This window comes from Flavimaribacter sediminis, from assembly GCF_019492055.1.
Classification (GTDB): Bacteria; Pseudomonadota; Alphaproteobacteria; order Rhizobiales; family Rhizobiaceae; genus Flavimaribacter; species Flavimaribacter sediminis.
This window is the reverse complement of the sequence record NZ_JAICBX010000004.1, coordinates 531,510-550,515: the sequence shown is the minus strand read 5'-3', so window position 1 is coordinate 550,515 and position 19,006 is coordinate 531,510. Positions and strand designations below refer to the sequence as shown.

At 58.7% G+C, this 19,006-nt stretch carries 20 protein-coding genes; 6 read left to right on the top strand and 14 right to left on the bottom strand.

The window, feature by feature from the left end; genetic code table 11:
• Nucleotides 1-4: 4 nt before the first annotated feature.
• The 4 genes from K1W69_RS21650 to K1W69_RS21635 form a co-directional block, all read right to left on the bottom strand.
• On the bottom strand, nt 5-1,183 hold the full coding sequence (locus K1W69_RS21650; protein ID WP_220230517.1) for a patatin-like phospholipase family protein: 1,179 nt from the start codon (nt 1,181-1,183) through the stop codon (nt 5-7).
• A 161-nt stretch (nt 1,184-1,344) separates the two neighbouring features.
• Nucleotides 1,345-2,133: an ATP-binding cassette domain-containing protein gene (locus K1W69_RS21645; protein WP_220230516.1), complete on the bottom strand. Its 789-nt coding sequence runs from the start codon at nt 2,131-2,133 to the stop codon at nt 1,345-1,347.
• Nucleotides 2,134-2,135: 2 nt separating this feature from the next.
• Nucleotides 2,136-3,107, bottom strand: coding sequence for an ABC transporter permease (locus K1W69_RS21640; RefSeq protein ID WP_220230515.1), 972 nt, complete (start codon nt 3,105-3,107; stop codon nt 2,136-2,138).
• Between the two features lie 126 nt (nt 3,108-3,233).
• Nucleotides 3,234-4,265, bottom strand: a complete 1,032-nt coding sequence (locus K1W69_RS21635; RefSeq protein WP_220230514.1) for a sugar ABC transporter substrate-binding protein — start codon at nt 4,263-4,265, stop codon at nt 3,234-3,236.
• 321 nt (nt 4,266-4,586) lie between these two features.
• Between K1W69_RS21635 and K1W69_RS21630 the strand changes: the two genes are divergently transcribed.
• Together K1W69_RS21630 and K1W69_RS21625 are read left to right on the top strand one after the other, a co-directional pair.
• Nucleotides 4,587-5,237, top strand: a complete 651-nt coding sequence (locus K1W69_RS21630) for an SGNH/GDSL hydrolase family protein (protein ID WP_220230513.1) — start codon at nt 4,587-4,589, stop codon at nt 5,235-5,237.
• 82 nt (nt 5,238-5,319) lie between these two features.
• Nucleotides 5,320-6,474: an ROK family transcriptional regulator gene (locus tag K1W69_RS21625; protein WP_220230512.1), complete on the top strand. Its 1,155-nt coding sequence runs from the start codon at nt 5,320-5,322 to the stop codon at nt 6,472-6,474.
• A gap of 6 nt (nt 6,475-6,480) precedes the next feature.
• Here K1W69_RS21625 and K1W69_RS21620 read toward each other — a convergent pair whose 3' ends face one another.
• From K1W69_RS21620 to K1W69_RS21600, 5 genes are read right to left on the bottom strand one after another with little or no spacing between them, the layout of a single operon-like run.
• On the bottom strand, nt 6,481-7,005 hold the full coding sequence (locus K1W69_RS21620) for a DUF6790 family protein (protein WP_220230511.1): 525 nt from the start codon (nt 7,003-7,005) through the stop codon (nt 6,481-6,483).
• A gap of 9 nt (nt 7,006-7,014) precedes the next feature.
• Nucleotides 7,015-7,752: a proteasome-type protease gene (locus K1W69_RS21615; RefSeq protein ID WP_220230510.1), complete on the bottom strand. Its 738-nt coding sequence runs from the start codon at nt 7,750-7,752 to the stop codon at nt 7,015-7,017.
• A gap of 15 nt (nt 7,753-7,767) precedes the next feature.
• A complete protein-coding gene (locus K1W69_RS21610) occupies nt 7,768-8,580 on the bottom strand; it encodes a transglutaminase domain-containing protein (RefSeq protein ID WP_220230509.1) in 813 nt (270 codons plus the stop codon).
• A gap of 12 nt (nt 8,581-8,592) precedes the next feature.
• A complete protein-coding gene (locus K1W69_RS21605) occupies nt 8,593-9,516 on the bottom strand; it encodes an alpha-E domain-containing protein (RefSeq protein ID WP_220230508.1) in 924 nt (307 codons plus the stop codon).
• Between the two features lie 4 nt (nt 9,517-9,520).
• Nucleotides 9,521-10,912 (bottom strand): circularly permuted type 2 ATP-grasp protein, encoded by a 1,392-nt coding sequence (locus K1W69_RS21600; protein ID WP_220230609.1) that lies wholly within the window; start codon nt 10,910-10,912, stop codon nt 9,521-9,523.
• Between the two features lie 221 nt (nt 10,913-11,133).
• Between K1W69_RS21600 and K1W69_RS21595 the strand changes: the two genes are divergently transcribed.
• Complete coding sequence (locus K1W69_RS21595; RefSeq protein WP_220230507.1) at nt 11,134-11,592, top strand: hypothetical protein; 459 nt, start codon at nt 11,134-11,136, stop codon at nt 11,590-11,592.
• Nucleotides 11,593-11,596: 4 nt separating this feature from the next.
• Here K1W69_RS21595 and K1W69_RS21590 read toward each other — a convergent pair whose 3' ends face one another.
• Nucleotides 11,597-12,229 (bottom strand): LysE family translocator, encoded by a 633-nt coding sequence (locus tag K1W69_RS21590; RefSeq protein ID WP_220230506.1) that lies wholly within the window; start codon nt 12,227-12,229, stop codon nt 11,597-11,599.
• A 144-nt stretch (nt 12,230-12,373) separates the two neighbouring features.
• Here K1W69_RS21590 and K1W69_RS21585 point away from each other — a divergent pair, with 144 nt between their 5' ends.
• Nucleotides 12,374-13,357 carry a 2-hydroxyacid dehydrogenase gene (locus tag K1W69_RS21585; RefSeq protein WP_220230505.1) on the top strand — a complete coding sequence of 328 codons (984 nt, stop codon included), beginning with the start codon at nt 12,374-12,376 and terminating at the stop codon, nt 13,355-13,357.
• Between the two features lie 437 nt (nt 13,358-13,794).
• Here K1W69_RS21585 and K1W69_RS21580 read toward each other — a convergent pair whose 3' ends face one another.
• The 4 genes from K1W69_RS21580 to K1W69_RS21565 all read right to left on the bottom strand — a co-directional run bounded on the left by K1W69_RS21580 (nt 13,795) and on the right by K1W69_RS21565 (nt 16,749).
• Nucleotides 13,795-14,433, bottom strand: a complete 639-nt coding sequence (locus K1W69_RS21580; protein WP_220230504.1) for a hypothetical protein — start codon at nt 14,431-14,433, stop codon at nt 13,795-13,797.
• Between the two features lies 1 nt (nt 14,434).
• Nucleotides 14,435-15,019, bottom strand: coding sequence for a hypothetical protein (locus tag K1W69_RS21575; protein WP_220230503.1), 585 nt, complete (start codon nt 15,017-15,019; stop codon nt 14,435-14,437).
• Between the two features lie 127 nt (nt 15,020-15,146).
• Nucleotides 15,147-15,947 carry an inositol monophosphatase family protein gene (locus tag K1W69_RS21570; protein ID WP_220230502.1) on the bottom strand — a complete coding sequence of 267 codons (801 nt, stop codon included), beginning with the start codon at nt 15,945-15,947 and terminating at the stop codon, nt 15,147-15,149.
• Between the two features lies 1 nt (nt 15,948).
• Nucleotides 15,949-16,749 carry a DeoR/GlpR family DNA-binding transcription regulator gene (locus K1W69_RS21565; protein WP_258571253.1) on the bottom strand — a complete coding sequence of 267 codons (801 nt, stop codon included), beginning with the start codon at nt 16,747-16,749 and terminating at the stop codon, nt 15,949-15,951.
• 177 nt (nt 16,750-16,926) lie between these two features.
• Between K1W69_RS21565 and K1W69_RS21560 the strand changes: the two genes are divergently transcribed.
• The gene (locus K1W69_RS21560) at nt 16,927-17,877 is read left to right on the top strand and encodes an ABC transporter substrate-binding protein (RefSeq protein WP_220230501.1); all 951 of its coding nucleotides are present in this window, start codon (nt 16,927-16,929) and stop codon (nt 17,875-17,877) included.
• Nucleotides 17,878-17,979: 102 nt separating this feature from the next.
• Entirely contained in the window at nt 17,980-19,005 is a 1,026-nt protein-coding gene (locus K1W69_RS21555) for a quaternary amine ABC transporter ATP-binding protein (RefSeq protein WP_220230500.1), read from the top strand.
• Nucleotide 19,006: the final 1 nt, after the last annotated feature.

Here is a 19,006-nt window from a genome sequence, read left to right as displayed (position 1 = left end):
GTCGTCAGGCGGTGTCCGACAGATAGTCGAACGTTTTCACGCAGGACACATTTTCGGGCCTTTCGAATATCTCCGGATGACGAAGGGAGTGGACGGCGTCGATATATCCGGATTCCCAGTGATCCTCGACGCTGAGGCGCGAGAACTCGTAATCCCTCGATGACCCTTCATAGTGTTTCGAACGGTAGATGAGGTGCACGATGTTGTAGACATGGTGATCCATGCTGTCCTTCAGGCGCCGCGCTTCCTCGGTGTCGGCGAGCTCGGCGGGAAGCTGGGACAGGAGCTTGGCGATATCAGCCTGGAGTTCGTGTTCGCGGCTGAATTCGTTCGTGCAGTGGCGCGTCCGGCTTGAGAACTGGATTTCCTTCTGCCGCTCTGAAACGTCGGCGAGGTTTTTCGGGAATTCGCCTTTCGCGCTCCAGAGATCGACCTGGAACGCCAGCGTGTCCTGACGGGTGCCGCTGTCGCGCAGCACCCATTGGAGCGGCGTGTTGGAGACGAGCCCGCCGTCCCAGTAGAACTCGCCCTCGATCTCCACGGCGGGGAAGCCCGGCGGCAAGGCGCCGCTCGCCATGACATGCTCCGGCCCGATCGTGTGGGTTTCCGTATCGAAATAGGTGAAGTTTCCGGTTCTCACATTGACGGTTCCAAGCGACAGGCGATTGCCGTCATTATTGATCCGGTCGAAATCGATCAGGTCCTCGAGGGTCTTCTTCAAGGGGTCTGTGTCATAGAAACTGGTGGCGGCGAGCGAACCCGCCGGCTCGAAAAACGGCGCCGGAAAACGCGGCGCAAAGAAACCCTCGGCTCCATTGAGAAGCGCAAGTCCGGCGCTCATCTCGTTAAACCAGGTCCGCGCCTGATCGCCCTGCGTCGCCGCGCGGAAATACTCGCGATAGGGCGTCAGGAAGGAACGGTCGGATATGAGATGCCAGAACTGGTCGAGTTTTTCGACGCGGTCTTCCGGCGCGTTACCGACGATGATGGCGGCGTTGATCGCGCCAATGGAAATGCCGGCGACCCAGTCCGGTTCGATCGCCGCCTCGTTCAGAGCCTTGTAGACGCCGGCCTGATAGGCGCCCAGCGCGCCGCCTCCCTGAAGTAGCAATGCTATGCACTCGAATGGAGGGCGTTCGAGACCGTGGTGATCCTTGTACAGTCTGGGGGCTTCACTGACCATGGCGCGACCGGTTGACCGAGGAAAAGAAACGCGGCGTACTGCTGCACCGCAACAAGATAGCGCAAGTTCTACGCAACGCAACATCGTTACTGCGAAAGATACGGTGGCGTGCTTAACAGTGTGCTTACGGCGCCCGGCGTTCCGGCAATAAAACCGTCATTTCAGTGAATATTTTCGAGGTCTTCCTCAAGCTCCGACATCTGCTCCCCTCCCGCCATGAGGTTCAGCACCTCTTCTCGGGTCTTTTCGCCGCGGGAGAACCGCGCCGCCACCTTGCCGTGGATCAGGACCGCGAAGGCGTCTCCAACGGCCATGGCGTGGCGGGCGTTGTGCGTGATGAAGACGATCGCCACCCCTTCCGCCCTCGCTTGACGCATAAAGCGCAGAACAACCGAAGCTTCCTTGACGCCGAGGGCCGAGGTGGGCTCGTCGAGGATCAGCACCTTCGCCCCGAAATACATCGCACGGCCGATCGCAAGAACCTGACGTTCGCCGCCGGACATTGTGCCGACGAGCTGATTTCCGTCGGATATCCGGGTGATGCCGAAACGGGCGATCTGTTCAAGCGCAATCTCATTCGCCTTCGCCTCATCGAACCATCGAAAAGGACCAACGCCCTTTGTCGGTTCGGCGCCGAGGAAGAAATTGCGGCCAACGCTCATGAGCGGGATGCTGCCGACGTCCTGATGGACGGTCGCAATGCCACGCTGACGCGCTTCGCGCGGGCTGGCGAACGCTATCTCGTCGCCTTCCAGCCGGATCGTGCCCGCCGTCGGCTCGTGATATCCGGACATGACCTTGATCAGGGTCGATTTGCCCGCGCCGTTGTCGCCGAGGAGGCAGAGGATCTCGCCGGGCCGAACTTCGAGGGAGACGTCTTCGAGCGCACGGGTGCCGGCAAAGGATTTCGAGATATGCTGTAGTTCGAGGATGGGTTGCTTGCGTTCCATAATCAACGCCTCGCCATCAGCGCAAAGCGCCGGACATAATTGTTTGCAAGTACGGCGAGCGCCAGCAGCACACCCAGAAAGAGCTGGATCCAGTCGGTGTTCCAGCCCGTGTAGAATATGCCGGTCGAGATAACCCCGAACAGGGCTGTTCCCAAGAAGATGCCGGCGACCGAGCCGTAACCGCCGCCCAACAAAACGCCGCCGATAACCGCGACGATCGGCGCCTGAAAGACATAACCCTGACCGTAGGTGGAGTTGCCGGAATTCCACTGGACGCCCTGGAGCACCCCGACGAAGGCTGCCGCAACGCCGGTCGCGATAAACAGGATAATCTTGACCCGCTCCACCGGCACGCCTGCGCCGCGCGCAGCCTGCATATTGCCTCCGGTCGCATAGACCCAGTTGCCGAATGTTGTTTTAGACAACACCCAGCCTCCGACGATCGCGGCGCCAAGCCACCAAAGGATCGAGATGTTGGCCTGCCCCCAGCGTGCGGCGAAGACCGCGTGTGCGGTGTCAGAGGAGACGATGGAGCTCGAAGTGACATTGGCGATCAACCGCGAAAAGCCCATTGTCGCCCCGATGACGATGAAGTTCGTCGCAAGCGTGACGATAAAGGACGGCAGATTGGTGCGCACGACGGCCATACCATTGGCCAGACCCACCAAACCGCCAATCAGCAGGGCCAGACCGATCGCCGGCCAGATCGGCATGCCGTAGAAGCTCGTTGCAATGGCGACTACCATGGAGGCGGCGCCGACGGTCGACCCGATCGACAAGTCGAACTCGCCGGAAATCATCAACATTCCGACCGGAATCGCAACGATGCCCAGTTCGGCGGCCAGATTGAGCCAGCCCGCCGTTCCATTGATGGAGACGAATCCGGCGCCATGGGTCGCGATGGCGAAAAACACATAGGTCAGAATGAAGGCGGCGAATGCGCCAAGTTCGGGTCTGCGCAAAAGGCTCGTCATGAACCGGATTTCCATTCCTCGAATTTCACGGAAAACATTCTATGCAGCTGGCCGGGTCCATGCCAACGGATCGCTCAAAAGATCGGGACGCAACGCGCCCCGACCTCCATCGTAAGTCTCTGGCGGTCACGATGCGCCGCGAACGCCCGAGAACTCCTTGTTGACTTCAAGCGTCTTGTCGACGTTGGACTTGTCAATGACCAGCGGCCCGGTTGTGACGGCGCCGATCGGGTGCAGTCCGTAATCGAGATACTGCTTGGCGGTCTGGATCGACAGGAAACCCTGCAGATAGGGCTGCTGATCCATGGCGAAGGCGATGTCGCCGGCCTTGATCGCCTCGAGAACCTCATTCGAGAGATCGGCTGTTCCGATCATAACCTCGCCTGCTCTTCCCACTTCCTGCACGGCGCGAAGCGCGCTCATCGCAGGCACGGCGTTCAAGGTGTAGACGCCGTCGATCGTATTGTTGGCCTGAAGCGTGCCCTTGATCGCCTGGAGCATAGCCTGCGGGTTGGTGGCGTCGCCCGTACCGATGGTCTGGTAGGTGGTTTCCAGACCAGCTTCCTTCATGGCGTCGACATAACCGGTGCATCGCGCCTCAACTGTCGGATTGCCCGGAACCTGGTTGAAGCACAATCCATGTTTGACGCCGCCCTCAGCGTGAATCTGTCCGGCCTTGAAGCCCATCTGGTAAGGATCTTCGCCTATGAACCCGATCGATCCGTTCTGTTCCCAGAGCGTCTGGCCGGAATTGTGAATAAGCACCGGAATGCCGGCGGCCGTCGCTTCCTTGATCAGCGGGTCCATGCCGTCCGGAAAGAACTCGCCGACGAGCAACATGCGTGGATTTCGGCTGATCGCCTGCTGCAGAAGCCGCGGATAGTCACTGGTCATGTTCGCGGTGTCGGTTACGGCGACGTACTGGAAGTCGACATCGAAAATTTCCGCCGCGTCATCGAAGCCCTGCTTGACTGCTGCAAAAAACGGCCAGGACAACGGTCCGCTGACAACGATGATCGGTCCGTCATCGTCAGCCCTTGCATGCATATCGACGAACGGGACTGCGCCAAGCGCCAAGGCCCCGGTGAGCATTGCAACGCCCAACCCGCGCCTGCTGATGCGGGCGGCGGAATTCAAATAGTCCAAAATGCCTCTCATGGCGATCTCCTCCTGATGTTTCAAACTGCGCCTGTCGAGCAGGCGCCCTCTACCCCTGAACCGATCGAAATTACACTTCCCGACCGATTTCGATCGTCAGAAAACACTGCAAAACAGGCCATGTCAATAATTATTCATCTTGAATTATTAATTGACAGCGCTCACGCAGCTTTCTAGTTTATCGCGGATGGCGTTTGTGAGGAGGCTGTCGGACCGTCATCCGACACTAGGAATAAATCAGTCAATTCATTATGTTGCATGACAATCTTCAAAGCCTGCCGCATCTGGCGTTTTGAAGTCTGCGTCATGTCAGAGGGAAGAATGAAAACCGTATTGTGTTATGGCGATTCAAACACCTGGGGGCAAACGGCGGCCGACCGCCCGGATGACCGCTACGGACCGCATGAACGCTGGCCCGGCGTTCTGCGCGACCTTCTCGGCTCCGAATGGCTTGTCATCGAGGAAGGCCTGAGCGGTCGCACGACGGTGAGCGACGATCCGGTTGAAGGTCACGAGAAAAACGGCAGAACCTACTTCAAACCGTGTCTGCAGAGCCACAAGCCGCTGGACCTCGTCATCGTCATGCTTGGCACGAACGATCTCAAGGTGCGGTTCAACAAACCCGCGTCCGAGATCGCGATGGGAGTTGGCGCGCTCATCCTGGACATCAAGGCGCTTGCGCCTGGCCACGGGGGCGGCCTGCCATCGATCCTGGTGATTTCCCCTCCGCCAATACGCCGGGACCTCAAAGGATGGGAAAGCGTCTTCGACGGCGCCTATGAGAAGTCGCATCTGCTCGCGACTGAATTTGAACGCATCGCGGATGCGCACGGCGCCTATTTTCTCGACGCCGGATCGGTGGTGACATCAAGCGAAGCGGACGGTTTTCACCTCGATATCCCGGCGCACAAGAAGCTGGGACAAGCCGTCGCTGACTGGGTCACGAATTCGGACTGGCCGGCGCGAACTTGACGGAGGAAGACCGGATACGTGACGCGCTCCCGAAATGATATAATGAAGTTCAATACGGGAAGGAGTGTTCCGATTGCCTGACATGCGATTTGCACCGCCGTCGGCCATGCGCGTTGTGGACCGCGGCGGCGGCCTCAACCAGACAAGCGTGCGGACTTACAACGAACGGCTTGTGATGTCGCTCCTGCGGCGGCACGGCCATCTCTCGCGCATGGAAATCGGCCAGCACAGCGGCCTGTCGGCGCAAACCGTTTCCGTTATCGTGCGATCTCTTGAACGCGATGTCCTCGTTCAGGCGGGAGAAGCCCAACGCGGACGTGTCGGACCACCCTCCATACCCATGTCGCTCAACCCGGAGGGCGCGTTTGCAATAGGCATCAAGATCGGACGCCGCAGCATCGACGCCGTTCTCATGGATTTTGTTGGCGGCGTTCGCACGCAGACGCATCACAATTACCCCGAGCCTGACCCCGACACGGTTTTCTCGCTGATCCAGGAGGATATCGAGGCCATACGGGCAGGAATGGAAACCGACCAGCGCGAGAGGCTTGTGGGCATCGGGATATCGCTGCCGGACGATGTCGAGATATGGTCCAATTTGAGTTCCGACGAAAACTGGACGGACATCAACGTCGAAGACAGGGTGGCGCGCTTCTCCGAACTGCCGGTTTATCTCCAGAACGACGTGACGGCCGCCGCCGGCGCGGAATTGCTGTTTGGCGCAGCGCGTGAGCTCAACGACTTCGCCTATTTCTACATCGGCTACAGATCCGCCTCGCGACTGGTTCTGAACCACCATGTCTACGCCGGCAGGAAGGGACGCGCTGCGTCGGCCGCCGAGCAGCTGGCGTCGATAGCCGATCTCGAGGTGTCCGTCGTTGCGGCAGGGCTGGACGCGGAGCCGCTGTCCGCCTCCCCTGGTTCCTGGCCTGACTACGGCGAGGCGCTAGACAAATGGATAGAGGCGACGGCCAGCGAACTGAGTTCCTCCATTATGTCGATGCTGACTTTCGTCGATGTCGACAGAGTGATTATCGACGGTCGCATGCCGGCAACCATCCGCAACCGTCTGGCCGAAACAGTCGGCCGCAAGGCCGCTGCAGCCGGACTGCAAAAGGATAACGCGCCATCGGTTGCGCCTGCGCTCACCGGGCCGTTTTCCAAGGCGCTCGGAGCGGCAAGCCTGCCATTCCATTCCCGGTTCATGGTGGAACAGGTCGGACTGACTGCCGACTGAAAGTCATTATGGCGCGACGGAAATCCCGGCCTTTTCCTGGCGTCGTTGCAAGATCAGAAATACAACGCCGATGACCGGAAGCAAAACGTCCGTCCAGAAGATGACGCCGGCGTTTCCGGGAGCGAAATTGTGTTTTGTCACCATCTGGTAGACATGCCCCCCGGCGGCGCCCCAGAGAAAAAACGCCGGACCGAGAATGGCCGCCAGGCGCATATCGAAGCTGCGCCAGACCGCGAGGAGTCCGACCACGGCGAAGCCCAGACTGGCGAAGCCAACCTCATATTGGAACGGGCTGTTGGCCCAGCCGATAAAGGAAGCCGCCGTCTCCGCGAAGACTGTATGCATGACGGCGTTGTAGAAACAGCTGACGCCAATGGAGAAGAACAGGAACCACTTGAAAAGGGCTTCGGTCACCAACGGCGCCGAAAGCGGCTTTTGAATACGCATCAACCTCCACGCCGATACCATCAGCCCGATTACGAAGAATGTCAGCGTGAAGTTGCCGAGAACGAACTGTATCAGTCCCGCCATTGCCGTTCGCTACAGGTTCAGGTGCGGCAGGTCGTGGAAGGCTGAATTCAGCGCCTTCGACCAGGCTTCCGACAGGGCGGTGAAATCCTCGTCGTCCTTCTCGATGCGACGCTGTTTGAAAAAGCAATATTCGTCGGCCTTGATGACGGCGAGATCGAGCGGCATGCCGACCGACAGATTGGATCGCAAGGTGGAGTCCATGGAAACACAGGCAGCCAGCGTCGCCTTTTCCAGTGGCGTCTCGGGCGTGATCACCCGGTCGAGTATCGGCTTGCCGTATTTGTGTTCTCCGATCTGGAAGAACGGCGTATCGGGTGTGGCTTCAATGAAATTGCCGGCGGAATAGATCAGGAAGAGCCGACACTGACCGCCTTTTCGCTGCCCGCCGACCAACACAGTGGCGTCGAAACTCGCGCCCTGCATCTCCATGCCTTCGCGATGTTGTTCCTGCATCTCGCGCATGGTGTCGCCCACAATCTGGGCGACCCTGAACATGCTGTCGGCGTTCAGTATCGTTTCCCGATCCGGATTGTCTCGCGACTTCTCGATCTGCTTGTCCAGCCGCGTGATGATGCCTTGCGTAATAGACAGATTGCCGGCCGACATCATCGCGATGGCGCGTTCTCCCGGAACCTCCCAGCAATGCAGCTTGCGGTAGCGCGAGATATTGTCCACACCAGCATTGGTTCTCGTGTCCGCCAACATCACCAGCCCGGCGTTCAGCCGGATAGCAACGCAGTATGTCACCCCCGTTTTACTCCATCATTGCTGCGTGCTGTCGACGACAGCGACTTCCGCAGCCAGAGATATATCTGATTCTCCCACGACGTGTCCCTTTATGGGCGTCGCGTCGTCTGCATCAAGTCCACAGGCAAGTCGTATATAATGGTCGGTCGGGCACACGGCGTTCGAGGCGTCGAAACCGACCCAGCCCAGACCGTCGATAAAGACCTCCGCCCAGGCGTGGGTTTCCAGCGTGTCTTCCTCTTCATCGGCCGCATTCAGATATCCGGTGACGTAACGCGCAGGAATATCGATGCTGCGACAGGCGGCGATCATGACATGCGCATGGTCCTGACAGACCCCTGCCCCGCCTGCCATCGCTTCGGCGGCCGTCGTTGCCGCGCTCGTTGCGTTTGGCCGGTAGGCGACGGCCTCGTGCACGGCGTCGCACACGCTGTGACAGGTCGCAAGCGGATTCTGCTTGTCGACGGCGGCCTCGGCCAATTCGCGTATTTCATCCGAAATCGCGGTCAGCGGCGTGCTGCGCAGAAAAACGCCTTTCGGCGGGCGACGCGGGAGATCGGCGACCACGCCGTTCCTGTTCTCGGTTTCCACGACGCCTTCAGCAAGAACGACGACGGACTTCGCTTTGTCTGTGCTCTGCCAGAGGGCGACGTCGTCGCCATAGCCGGACATGTAGATCGGATGAACCTCTTCACCGTTAACGCTGACATTCCAGGAGCGGATGTACTGGCCATCGAAGCGGGACGGAAACAGCTTTATACGCAAGGAAACCCGCAATGCTTCGGGTTCATAGGAATATTCCGATTTGTGGCGCACTTGCAGGTTCATCAGGCCCCTCCATCAGAAGTGATAGGCATCGGAAACCTCCTGGCTGATGCGGGATGTCCTGGCGATCTCCTCATTGATGAATTCATGCAAGCCATCATTGAAAATCCCGGAAATATCGATCCGGTTGAGCCTTTCGAGTTCCTGCCGCGCCGTTTTCTGACATTTGTGGCTGCCCCCGTGATCCGTCTCCATGTGAGAAAGACAAAGGTCGATCTGCGAGTAGCAGAAGGCGAGCGACCGCGGGAAAATCTTGTTCAACAGGAGGAAATCGGCGATGTTCCACGGCGCGTAATCGCTGCCGTAGTGATAATGGTAGGATCGCAACCCTGAAACGGCGTGCAGGACCGACATCCACTGATGATGATCGCGGCCTCCGCCGACCACTTCGGTTTCCGGCAAAAGCAGGAAATACTTGACGTTGAGCAGGCGCAACGTCATGTCGGCGCGTTCAATCGAACTTCCCAGGCGCAGGAAGTAATACCCTTCGTTGCGCAGCATCGCCGTATCGACGGCGCCGCGAAAATAGGCGGATTTCTTGCGCACCCATTCGAGCACCTTGGAGAGCTGCGATCGTGCTGTCAGCTCGTCCAGCGACTCCAGATAGCGCCAGTCCTCATTGAGACTTTCCCACATTTCCTGGGTCAGGCCCGTGCGCACAGCGCGGCCACTGTCGCGCGCCCGCAACAGGCACGCCTGGATGGAGGACGGCCCCTCCGGATCGAGGATCAGGCGTTTGACGACGTCGAGCTCGGAGGCCATTTCGTCCTCCGGCATCTCGGCGCCGGTGGTTTGCATGACCGAGGTCCATTCGGATCGTCCGGGCGTGCCGGGCAACATGGCCATCCGCTGCCCCATGGAAATGATGCGGGCCGTGGATTCGGCGCGCTCCATGTATCGACCAAGCCAGAACAAATTTTCGGCGGCGCGGCTTAACATGGCGTCACTCCTGTAGCACCCAGGTGTCCTTCACGCCTCCCCCCTGGCTGGAATTGACCACCAGGGATCCCTTCTTAAGGGCGACGCGCGTCAAACCTCCGGGCACCAGTCTTATTGTTCTGCCGACAAGACAGAAGGGGCGAAAATCGACGTGCCGGCCTTCGTAACCCGTCTCGACCAACGTCGGCGCCGTGGACAGATCCAGCGTCGGCTGCGCAATGAATTCGGAAGGATTGGCCTTGATCCGCTCGCCGTAGGCGGCGATTTCCTCTTTCGAACTCTTCGGCCCGATCAACATGCCGTAACCGCCGGAGCCGTGGACTTCCTTGACCACCAGATCCTGGATGTTTTCCAGCACATATTTGCACTCGTCCGGTTTGCCGCACTGCCAGGTCGGTATGTTTTCCAGCACCGGCTCCTGATCGAGATAGAAACGGATCATGTCCGGAACGTAGACGTAAATCGCCTTGTCGTCGGCGACGCCTGCGCCCGGCGCAGAACAAATCGTGACGTTGCCTGCGCGGTAAGCGTCAAAAACGCCTGGCACGCCAAGAACGCTGTCCGGCCTGAAGGTCAGCGGGTCCAGATAGGAGTCGTCTATTCTCCGATAGATCACATCGACCTGCTGAGGCCCGCTGATGGTGCGCATCCAGACTTTCGCTTCGTCGACGAACAGGTCCTGCGGCTCGACAAGTTCTATGCCCATCAGGTCTGCGAGGAAGGAGTGCTCGTAATAGGCCGAGTTCAGCGATCCCGGAGTGAGCAGAACCACCGTCGGATCACCGCTGTTTGCAGCGGGCGCCACCTCCTTGAGGGTGCGAAGCAATTCATTGGGATAGTGGTCGACGGGACGAACCGGACCGCCGGAAAAGATCTGCGGGAACATGCGCCCCATGATCTCGCGGTTTTCCAGCATGTAGCTGACGCCCGACGGCGTGCGGCAATTGTCTTCAAGGACCTGGAACTTGTCCGGCCCGGTGCGCACGATATCGATGCCGACGATGTGACTGTAGACGCGGCCCGGCGGTTCGAACCCGATCATTTCAGGCAGAAAGGCCTTGTTCTCGTAGACAAGCTCCGCCGGGATGACGCCGGCCTTGATGATCTCGCCGCGGTGATAAATATCGTAGAGGAAAGCGTTGAGCGCCCTAGCCCGCTGGCGGATCCCGGTGTCCAGGATTTTCCATTCATTGGCGGAAAACGCGCGGGGCACGAGATCAAACGGGATCAGCCGCTCGGGATCTCCGCCCTCGCCGTAGACTGCGAACGTGATGCCTATTTTTCGAAAGATCGCCTCGGCTTCTTCTCGCCGACGCAAAAGGAGTTCAGTCCCCGTCTCCTCAATCCACTGCGAGATATTCCTGTAAGGCGGACGTATACCGTCCTTGCTCTCCATTTCGTCGAATGGCACGCTTAACAACTTCCCTTCTGGCTGTTCCGGCCCTGTATTTTGTTGTGTTCCCCAACGCTAACATGATTATCCTGTCACAAACAAATATCACTTCGCAACGGGATTTTTCGCAGTGCGGCACGAAGACCGGACTTGATTTAGGTAACGGATCGAACAGGCGATCGTTCCAAAACAAAAGGCTCGACGTTCGAAGGAAGGATGTAGAATTGTCTCTGAAACATCTTTCCCTGAATGCGGAAGAGCCGCAACGGGTCGCAATGCTGCTTGCGACGCTTCTCGGCGGCGAGGCCTTGCCCTTTCCACCATTTCCGGATTCCTGGATCGCATTTTCGGGCGCGGACGACGGCTCGGCAATCGAGGTCTATCCAAACGGACACCGCCTCAAAGCCGGTCCAGACCGGATTGAATGCTATTCGGGCCAGCCGGATCGAAACCATTCCTTCGTTCATGCAGCGTTCGGCTCACCGCTTACCGCCGACGAGATCCTTGCTGCGGCGAAGCGCGAAGGCTGGCTGTCGCGCCTGTGCGATCGCGGGCCGTTCCGGTGTATCGAGATATGGCTGGAAAACCGGATCCTGGTGGAAGTCCTCGACCCCGACATGCAGAAGGACTACCGCGAGGGCATGACGATCGGGAACTGGAAGGCCATGTTCGGCCTCGAATGACCGCTCAAACAGACACCGGGCTGCGAGCATCGCCGAGAATACGCCCGCCGATCGCAACGAAACATACCCCCGCGGCGCGTTCGATCCAATGACGAGAGCGGCGGAAACCGCTGATCACCGGCAGTGACGACATGAACAGGCTGACGATCGAGTACCAGATCAATGCGCTGGCGAAGACGAGACCGACCATCAACGCCATCGCCCAGTCAGGCGTTTGCGCGGTGACTGCCGTTGCGAACACGCTGGTAAAAAGCACCACGGCCTTGGGATTGGTCATCGTGACCAGAAAACCGAAAAGCAACGGATTGGTGCGCTTCTCGTCCGGGCGGTCAGCCACCTCCAGGTCCTGCGGACGGGCGAACAACAGCCGGATGCCGAGATAGATCAGATAACAGGCGCCGAGAACCCTGACAGTCCAGGCGAACCACTGGTATTCGACGAGGATGGCCGACAGGCCGACCAGGCTGAGCGTGGCGTATAGGCCAAGGCCGATCGAGACGCCGAGCGTGGTCAGCAGGCCAGACCGCGTACCGCCCGTCATGGACGAACGCACGACGGCGATAAAATCCGGCCCGGGCAGGATGAGCGCCGGAATAAAGATGGCGAAAACGCCTATGAGCATCATTGAAATTTGCATGAGCGCCATCCCTTCCCGATCCGGGTTAGCATAACGCTTGCGCCTCTGCATTAGAAGTGGCCCGAAAGCATGCGCCAGCACCTTTGACGCGGCGACGCTTGCCGCTATAAGCGGGTCTGTTGTCCAGCAGACGGAGATCCTCACATGCCGAAGCCTCAGATACTGGCGCTTGGAAAACTGATGCCGGTTGTCACGGAGGGCTTGCAGGCTGAATTCGATCTGCGCGAGATCCCGCCAGACGCCGATCGCGAAGCCTTTCTCCAGTCCGTGGCGACTGGCGTACGCGGCCTCGCCTGCGGCGGAGGACTGGTGGACAGCGCCTTACAGGACAGGTTTCCAAAGCTCGAGATCATCGCCAATTTCGGGGTCGGCTACGACAATGTCGATGCAGTTCACGCGGCCAGGCTGGGCGTCATGGTGACGAATACCCCGGATGTTCTGACCGACGAAGTCGCCGATCTGGCGATGGGCCTCATGATCGCTACTGTTCGCGAAATTGCTTCATCCGATCGCTGGGTCAGGGCCGGCAACTGGACGCAGTCTCCCTATCCGCTGTCGCACGGAACCCTGAGGGGAAAGAAGCTGGGCATTCTGGGTCTTGGACGCATCGGCAAGGCGGTCGCGAAGCGCGCGGAGGCATTTGGGCTCGGCATTTCCTATTATGGCCGAACCGAAAAGCCGGACCTGCCCTACACCTATTTCAGTTCACTGAAGGACATCGCCTCGCACAGCGATATTCTGCTGTCGGTGCTGCCTGCGACCGGCGCGACGCACAAGGCCGTCAACGCGGAAATTCTGGAAGCTCTCGGCAGCGACGGAACCTTCATCAATGTCGGCCGGGGCTCGACCGTCGACGAAGAAGCCCTGGTCAAGGCCTTGCAGGACGGAACGATCCATTCGGCGGGGCTCGACGTCTTCGCCGACGAACCCAATGTGCCGGCAGCGTTGAAGGCAATGGACAACGTCGTTTTGCTGCCGCACATCGGATCGGCTTCAAAGCACACCAGAAACGCCATGGGCCGCCTGCAACTTGAAAACCTCCGTCGGTGGTTCGACGGCACGGGTCCCGTAACGCCGGTCGCCGAGACGCCCTGGCCTGCTGAAAGATTATCCCTCAATAGAAATTGACCGATACATGATGCAATTTGGCATGATTTGACCGCTGTGGCGGTCATCGGTTTCAACATCCTCTAAGGCAACATCGACTCACGCCCGAAATCAAGCCGCTTTCTGGGACGACGAGCCTCTGAACGTGAGGCTTGATTATGATAAATGCCCAAAAACGTGATCAGCACAAGAATCCATCCAAGCCATTTTCTTCAACGAACAGAACAGGCTTGGCCGCATCCCTTTCTGTCTTGAAGCAGTGCGTTTTTCCTTGTTGAAAATAGAGAGAAGAAATCGGATTCGGCCGATGTATCTGTGTCTGCAATGCCCACAGCGCCGGACTCTTGCGAACCGAGTCCTATAAGCTTTCGGCCATCGCCTGCGATCCCACGCGCGGTTAAAAGCAAAATCAAATTAAAGGGTAGTCTCTAACCGTAGCGAGAACGGAGTATCCTCTCCTAAAGCCATCCGGACAGTTTCGCGACCTCGTCGATAGCCTGCCAAAGCGCTTCCCGTGAGACATGAACCGAAGGATTAAGCCAGGTAATTCCTGCAAGATCACTGTCCTGATACGCCCTTTGTTCCCATTCTGTGACAAAAAATAGGGAAGGATGTTTCTTCGTGTCGGCAGGCGCATAATCGACGTCCATTTTAGAAATCGTTTCAGGGTGTTGGTCGCGATTCCGCGCCAGAGTGACCTGTTCGAGGATATCGAGATCAGCAGGACATTTGTCCCAGTTCAGTCCAAGCACTTCCGTATACGCGTGTATATACCCCCAGAGGAAACCGTTTTTAAAGAGCTTCTTCCGCTCGCCATCTTGCCAGGTGATATCGAGTTCCACTTCCCAAGTCTTGAAGTATAGCTTCAAAGAAGCTGACAACATTGAAACACATGCGCGGCCTAATACATCCAGACCTGATTGCGCATTGATCCATTCGGACAAATAAGGAGGTTCTTCGTCCTCGCTGTATGGCGGTTCGTAGGGTGCCTCCCCCGCGCCGATCTTTTCCATTACGTCATTGAACGGAGCTGCAGCCGTATCGTAGAAGTCACGGATAAACTTTAGCCTGAGATCGAGGAAACCTTTAACGTCCATGTCATTTACCGCGAGCCACCGCCAAAGCCGCCTCCAGAGAATTCGTTCCAGTCTGACGCAAGACTTCGCTACGGTAATCAGGCGTCAACCGCGTTGAAATTCCGTTTTCTATCGCATCCTTGAGGTACGTGACGCCGTCTCGACCATCGTGACGGCCTGTTGCACTGGCTATTGCCAAACTTGCCAAGTCACGGGCGGTAAGCGGTTCAATTGTGGCGGCCAATCTAGTGTATAGAACCTCTTCAATCCCTTCAAAATCTATCAGTCGTGCAACTACGATCGTATTCCTGCCAGGGTCATCGCTGTGGACATAAGATTCTCCGCCACCAACAGCATTTTTCTCGCGCCGATACAGTCGATTTGCGGCCTCAGCCACACCGACGTTCAAGATAAAAATTTTTGCATTGACAGGCTGCCCGTCCTCGACCGGAACTAGCGTCGGCGCCCCTCTCCTTCCAACGCTTTTACGAGCGAATTCGACGTTAAAGGGCGTAACAACACCGTCCTTTACATCGACTGCGGCTTCTTCGATTTCCCTACCCGGATCAGGTATCAATGAACCATACGCAAGGATACCTGCTGTCATGTCTTGTCACTCCATCGGCTATAGAACACGAATTGCCAGGCTGTGATCTACACTCCTACAGCAAGACGCGCCGAACCAACTGGCACTATGGTTGCGCTCGCGGATGACATTCGCCGCGCGGCATAGCCTAAAGAAACGCCACCCTGTCGACTGACAGGACCTGCAGCAGTTCCTCATGCACGGCAGGACAGGAGGCCGCAGCGACCCTGCCGTCGGATTCGAGCGTCAGCGGCTTGCCCTGCCAGTCAGTGATTACGCCGCCGGCTTCCTCGACCAGCGGAACGGCCGCCATGTAGTCATAGGGTTTCAAACCATAATCGACCACGGCGTCGACATGTCCGCCGGCAAGCAGGCAGTAGGAATAGGCGTCGTAGGAAAACCGCATGACGCCGCAGTGCGCGTTCAGTCGGCTCAGGAGATCGTCTTCGCGCGCGAGAATCCGGTCGCCCTCGTTGACGTAGACCATCGCTTTGGAAAGCGGCTTGCTTTCGGCCGTATTCAGGCCATGCTCGCCGAACCAAGCGCCCTGCCCCACAGTTGAGGCATATTGCTCTCCGACTGCCGGAAAGGTCAGGACCCCGAGCACCGATTGCCCCTTCTTCTGGTCAAACAGCGCAACGAGCACGCTGAACAACGGCATGCCTGAAATAAAGGATTTGGTCCCGTCGATCGGGTCGACGATCCACAGCATCCGGCTGTCGCCCCTGACGGTCCCGAATTCCTCGCCCAGAATGCCGCAATCCGGAAACCTTTCCGAAAGCCTTTGACGGATCAGTTCCTCTGTCCGCCTGTCGGCGATCGTGACCGGGGAATCGTCCTCCTTCGAGATGACGTCCAGCGGTTTGCGGAAATAGGGCATGGCGCCCGCGCCCGCCTCTGACGAAATGCGCAGCGCCTCTTCAAGATAAAGAGAAAGGTCGTTTTTCACGTCAGTCGGCAATCTGGATATCTATCTCGTTTTCTCTCAAGGACGCCGCAAGATCACTTGGCGGGTCACGGTCGGTGACAAGCATGTCCATGCGCGACGGATCGGTGATGCGCACCGGAGCTGTCTTGCCGAACTTGGTCGCATCGGCTGCGACAATACGCATTTGCGCCCGCTGCATGATGACGCGGGTGAATTCCGCTTCCTGGAGATCCATAAGCATGAAACCCGTCGGCGCATTGATCGCCGCCGCGGAAAGGATGGCATATCGTACGGAGAATTGTCGAACGAAATTCATCGCCTCGATGCCAAAACTTCCGCCGTCATGGCCCCGCAACTCACCACCGGCCATGAAGACGCGGTTGTTGTTGCGCGTCGCCAGGGTATTCGCAACGCTGAGCGAATTGGTGACGACGAAGAGATCGCTGTGACGCTTGAGGGCCTGGGCGACATAGGCCGTGGTGGAGCCGATGTCGAGCATCAGCGAATCGCCATTGCCGATCATGTTGGCGATGTGGCGGGCGATGCGCTGCTTCGCTTCCCGCTGCTCGCCCATGCGCTGCTGGAAACTGGGCTCCTGCAGCGCGTCCTCCTGAAGATGGACGCCGCCATGCACCTTGCGCACCACGCCGGAGGCCGCCATCTGGCGCACATTGCGGCGGATCGTTTCCTCGGAAACGTCGAGACGGCGCGCCAGATCCTGAATACGGATCGAGCCAGAGAGCCGCAGCTCCTCCAATATCTCCATCTGTCGCTGTGTCGAATGGTTGGCCATGGCTACCGCGTTTCTACCGATATCCCACATTATCCAATTTTTCTGAACGCAATTACAACAAAAAACCACATATTCCCACATTAACGCACAAATTCAGTTGACTCGTCTCCCATTTTGACCAAGCTTGAGCGGGTCGGACGCACGACCGGCCGTTGACGAGGCCGACGGCGGCGCCCCGACTTCCAGGGGAACAGGAAAGGGAATTCGATGCTCAAGACGCATTTTCTCGGTGCCGCATTCGCAGGCGCGCTGGCAATCGGCCTTTCGGCCAGTCCGGCGCTTGCAGCGGAATCCGAAGAGCCGATCAAGTTGACGCTCCACGACTGGACCGGCCAGTTGATCACGACAAACATCATGGGCGAAGTGCTCAAGAAGGCCGGCTACAATGTCGACTACGTCCAGGCGGATTACATCGCACAGTTTGCGGGTCTGAAGACCGGCGACCTGCATGTCGCCATGGAAATCTGGGAAACCACCGGCCGCGAGGCTATGGACGAAGCCACCGCCACCGGCAATGTCGAGAATCTCGGCGAGACCGGCATGCAGGCGATCGAGGAATGGTGGTTCCCGGCCTATATGAAAGACGTCTGCCCGGGACTGCCCAACTGGGAAGCGCTCAATGATTGCGCGGAAGACTTCTCGACGCCGGAAACCGCGCCAAGCGGACGTTATCTCGGCGGCCCGGTCACCTGGGGCGGGTTCGACGACGAACGCGCCGAAGCGCTGGACCTCGACTACGAAGTGGTTCACGCCGGAACCGACGCCGCGCTGTTCGCTGAACTGGAGTCCGCCTATCAGCGCCAGGCGCCGATCCTGCTCTGGGTCTACGCCCCGCACTGGGCTCCGGTGAAATTCGCAGGCGAGTGGGTCGAGTTCCCGAAATATGAAGCCGCCTGCTATGACGACCCGTCCTGGGGCGTCAATCCGGACATGGCCTATGACTGCGGCAAGCCGCGCGGCCCGATCTGGAAAGTCGCGTGGTCGGGCGTCAAGGACAAGTGGCCGGGCGCGCATGACGCCATCACGAAGTTCAAGATTTCCAATGAGGACATGGGCGCGATGGTCGCCGCTGTCGATCTCGAAGGCAAGGATCTCGACGCTGTTGTCGCCGAATGGATGAACAACAACGAAGACACCTGGAAAGCCTGGATAGAGTAAAAAGCCGAGCCGCCGGGCGGTACAGACTGAGAGTTTCCGCCCGGCGGCGCTTTTCCGCTATTATCGCCTCACTGAAACCACTGCGTTGTCCGAAAGTGCGCAATGAGCGACGAAGCTGTCAAACTCTCCGCCCGCAATGTGTGGAAGCTCTTCGGTGACGGCGCCGAAACCTTTCTGAAAAATCATCCGAAACCGGACTCATCCAAGCTGAACGAGGCGGGGCTCGTCGGCGCTGTGCGCGAAGCCTCGATCGACGTGCGCCAGGGCGAGATTTTCGTCATCATGGGCTTGTCGGGATCCGGCAAGTCAACGCTCGTGCGGTGCCTTTCCAGACTGATCGAGCCCACAGCCGGCGAAGTGCTGTTTGAAGGCATGGATCTGCTGCAGGCCAGCGAACGCAAAATGATCGACATACGCCGTCACAAGATGGGTATGGTGTTTCAGCATTTCGCCCTGCTGCCGCATCTCAACGTCCTTCGAAACGTCGCCTTTCCGCTGGAAGTCCAGGGCGTGAACCGCGAAAAACGCGAAAAACGCGCGCGCGAGGTGATCGATCTCGTCGGACTGGCGGGCCGAGAATCCTACTTCCCCCGCGAATTGTCGGGCGGGCAGCAGCAGCGCGTGGGCATCGCCCGTTCGCTCGCCGTCGAACCCGAGATCTGGTTTCTCGACGAACCGTTTTCCGCGCTTGATCCACTGATCCGGCGCGAAATGCAGGACGAATTCCTGCGCCTTCAGTCGGTTCTGAAGAAAACGATCGTGTTCATCACCCATGACTTCGACGAAGCGATCCGGCTTGCCGACCGGATCGCCATCATGAAGGATGGCCTGATCATCCAGACCGCGACGCCTGAACAACTCGTGCTCGAGCCGGCGTCTGAATATGTTCGGGAATTCACCAGACACATTCCGCGCGCCAAAGTGCTGACCGCGGGTTCGATCGCGCAGCCGGCGGCCGACGGGACGGAACTGGCCGGCGAGGTTCCCGCCGGCGCCGGTATCGAGGACATCGCCGACCGCGTTGAATCAGCGGGCCTGCCTTTTGCGGTGGTCGATGCGAACGGCGACCGGATCGGCGTCATCGATGGGCGCGCCATTGTAGACGTCCTGATTGGACGGGAGCGCTGAG

What these genes read in the sequence shown, in the direction of transcription:
- K1W69_RS21650 (WP_220230517.1), bottom strand. Translation starts at nt 1,183, where the DNA reads ATGGTCAGTGAAGCCCCCAGACTGTACAAGGATCACCACGGTCTCGAA.
- K1W69_RS21645 (WP_220230516.1), bottom strand. Translation starts at nt 2,133, where the DNA reads ATGGAACGCAAGCAACCCATCCTCGAACTACAGCATATCTCGAAATCC.
- K1W69_RS21640 (WP_220230515.1), bottom strand. Translation starts at nt 3,107, where the DNA reads ATGACGAGCCTTTTGCGCAGACCCGAACTTGGCGCATTCGCCGCCTTC.
- K1W69_RS21635 (WP_220230514.1), bottom strand. Translation starts at nt 4,265, where the DNA reads ATGAGAGGCATTTTGGACTATTTGAATTCCGCCGCCCGCATCAGCAGG.
- K1W69_RS21630 (WP_220230513.1), top strand. Translation starts at nt 4,587, where the DNA reads ATGAAAACCGTATTGTGTTATGGCGATTCAAACACCTGGGGGCAAACG.
- K1W69_RS21625 (WP_220230512.1), top strand. Translation starts at nt 5,320, where the DNA reads ATGCGATTTGCACCGCCGTCGGCCATGCGCGTTGTGGACCGCGGCGGC.
- K1W69_RS21620 (WP_220230511.1), bottom strand. Translation starts at nt 7,005, where the DNA reads ATGGCGGGACTGATACAGTTCGTTCTCGGCAACTTCACGCTGACATTC.
- K1W69_RS21610 (WP_220230509.1), bottom strand. Translation starts at nt 8,580, where the DNA reads ATGAACCTGCAAGTGCGCCACAAATCGGAATATTCCTATGAACCCGAA.
- K1W69_RS21605 (WP_220230508.1), bottom strand. Translation starts at nt 9,516, where the DNA reads ATGTTAAGCCGCGCCGCCGAAAATTTGTTCTGGCTTGGTCGATACATG.
- K1W69_RS21600 (WP_220230609.1), bottom strand. Translation starts at nt 10,912, where the DNA reads ATGGAGAGCAAGGACGGTATACGTCCGCCTTACAGGAATATCTCGCAG.
- K1W69_RS21590 (WP_220230506.1), bottom strand. Translation starts at nt 12,229, where the DNA reads ATGCAAATTTCAATGATGCTCATAGGCGTTTTCGCCATCTTTATTCCG.
- K1W69_RS21585 (WP_220230505.1), top strand. Translation starts at nt 12,374, where the DNA reads ATGCCGAAGCCTCAGATACTGGCGCTTGGAAAACTGATGCCGGTTGTC.
- K1W69_RS21580 (WP_220230504.1), bottom strand. Translation starts at nt 14,433, where the DNA reads ATGGACGTTAAAGGTTTCCTCGATCTCAGGCTAAAGTTTATCCGTGAC.
- K1W69_RS21575 (WP_220230503.1), bottom strand. Translation starts at nt 15,019, where the DNA reads ATGACAGCAGGTATCCTTGCGTATGGTTCATTGATACCTGATCCGGGT.
- K1W69_RS21565 (WP_258571253.1), bottom strand. Translation starts at nt 16,749, where the DNA reads ATGTGGGATATCGGTAGAAACGCGGTAGCCATGGCCAACCATTCGACA.
- K1W69_RS21560 (WP_220230501.1), top strand. Translation starts at nt 16,927, where the DNA reads ATGCTCAAGACGCATTTTCTCGGTGCCGCATTCGCAGGCGCGCTGGCA.
- K1W69_RS21555 (WP_220230500.1), top strand. Translation starts at nt 17,980, where the DNA reads ATGAGCGACGAAGCTGTCAAACTCTCCGCCCGCAATGTGTGGAAGCTC.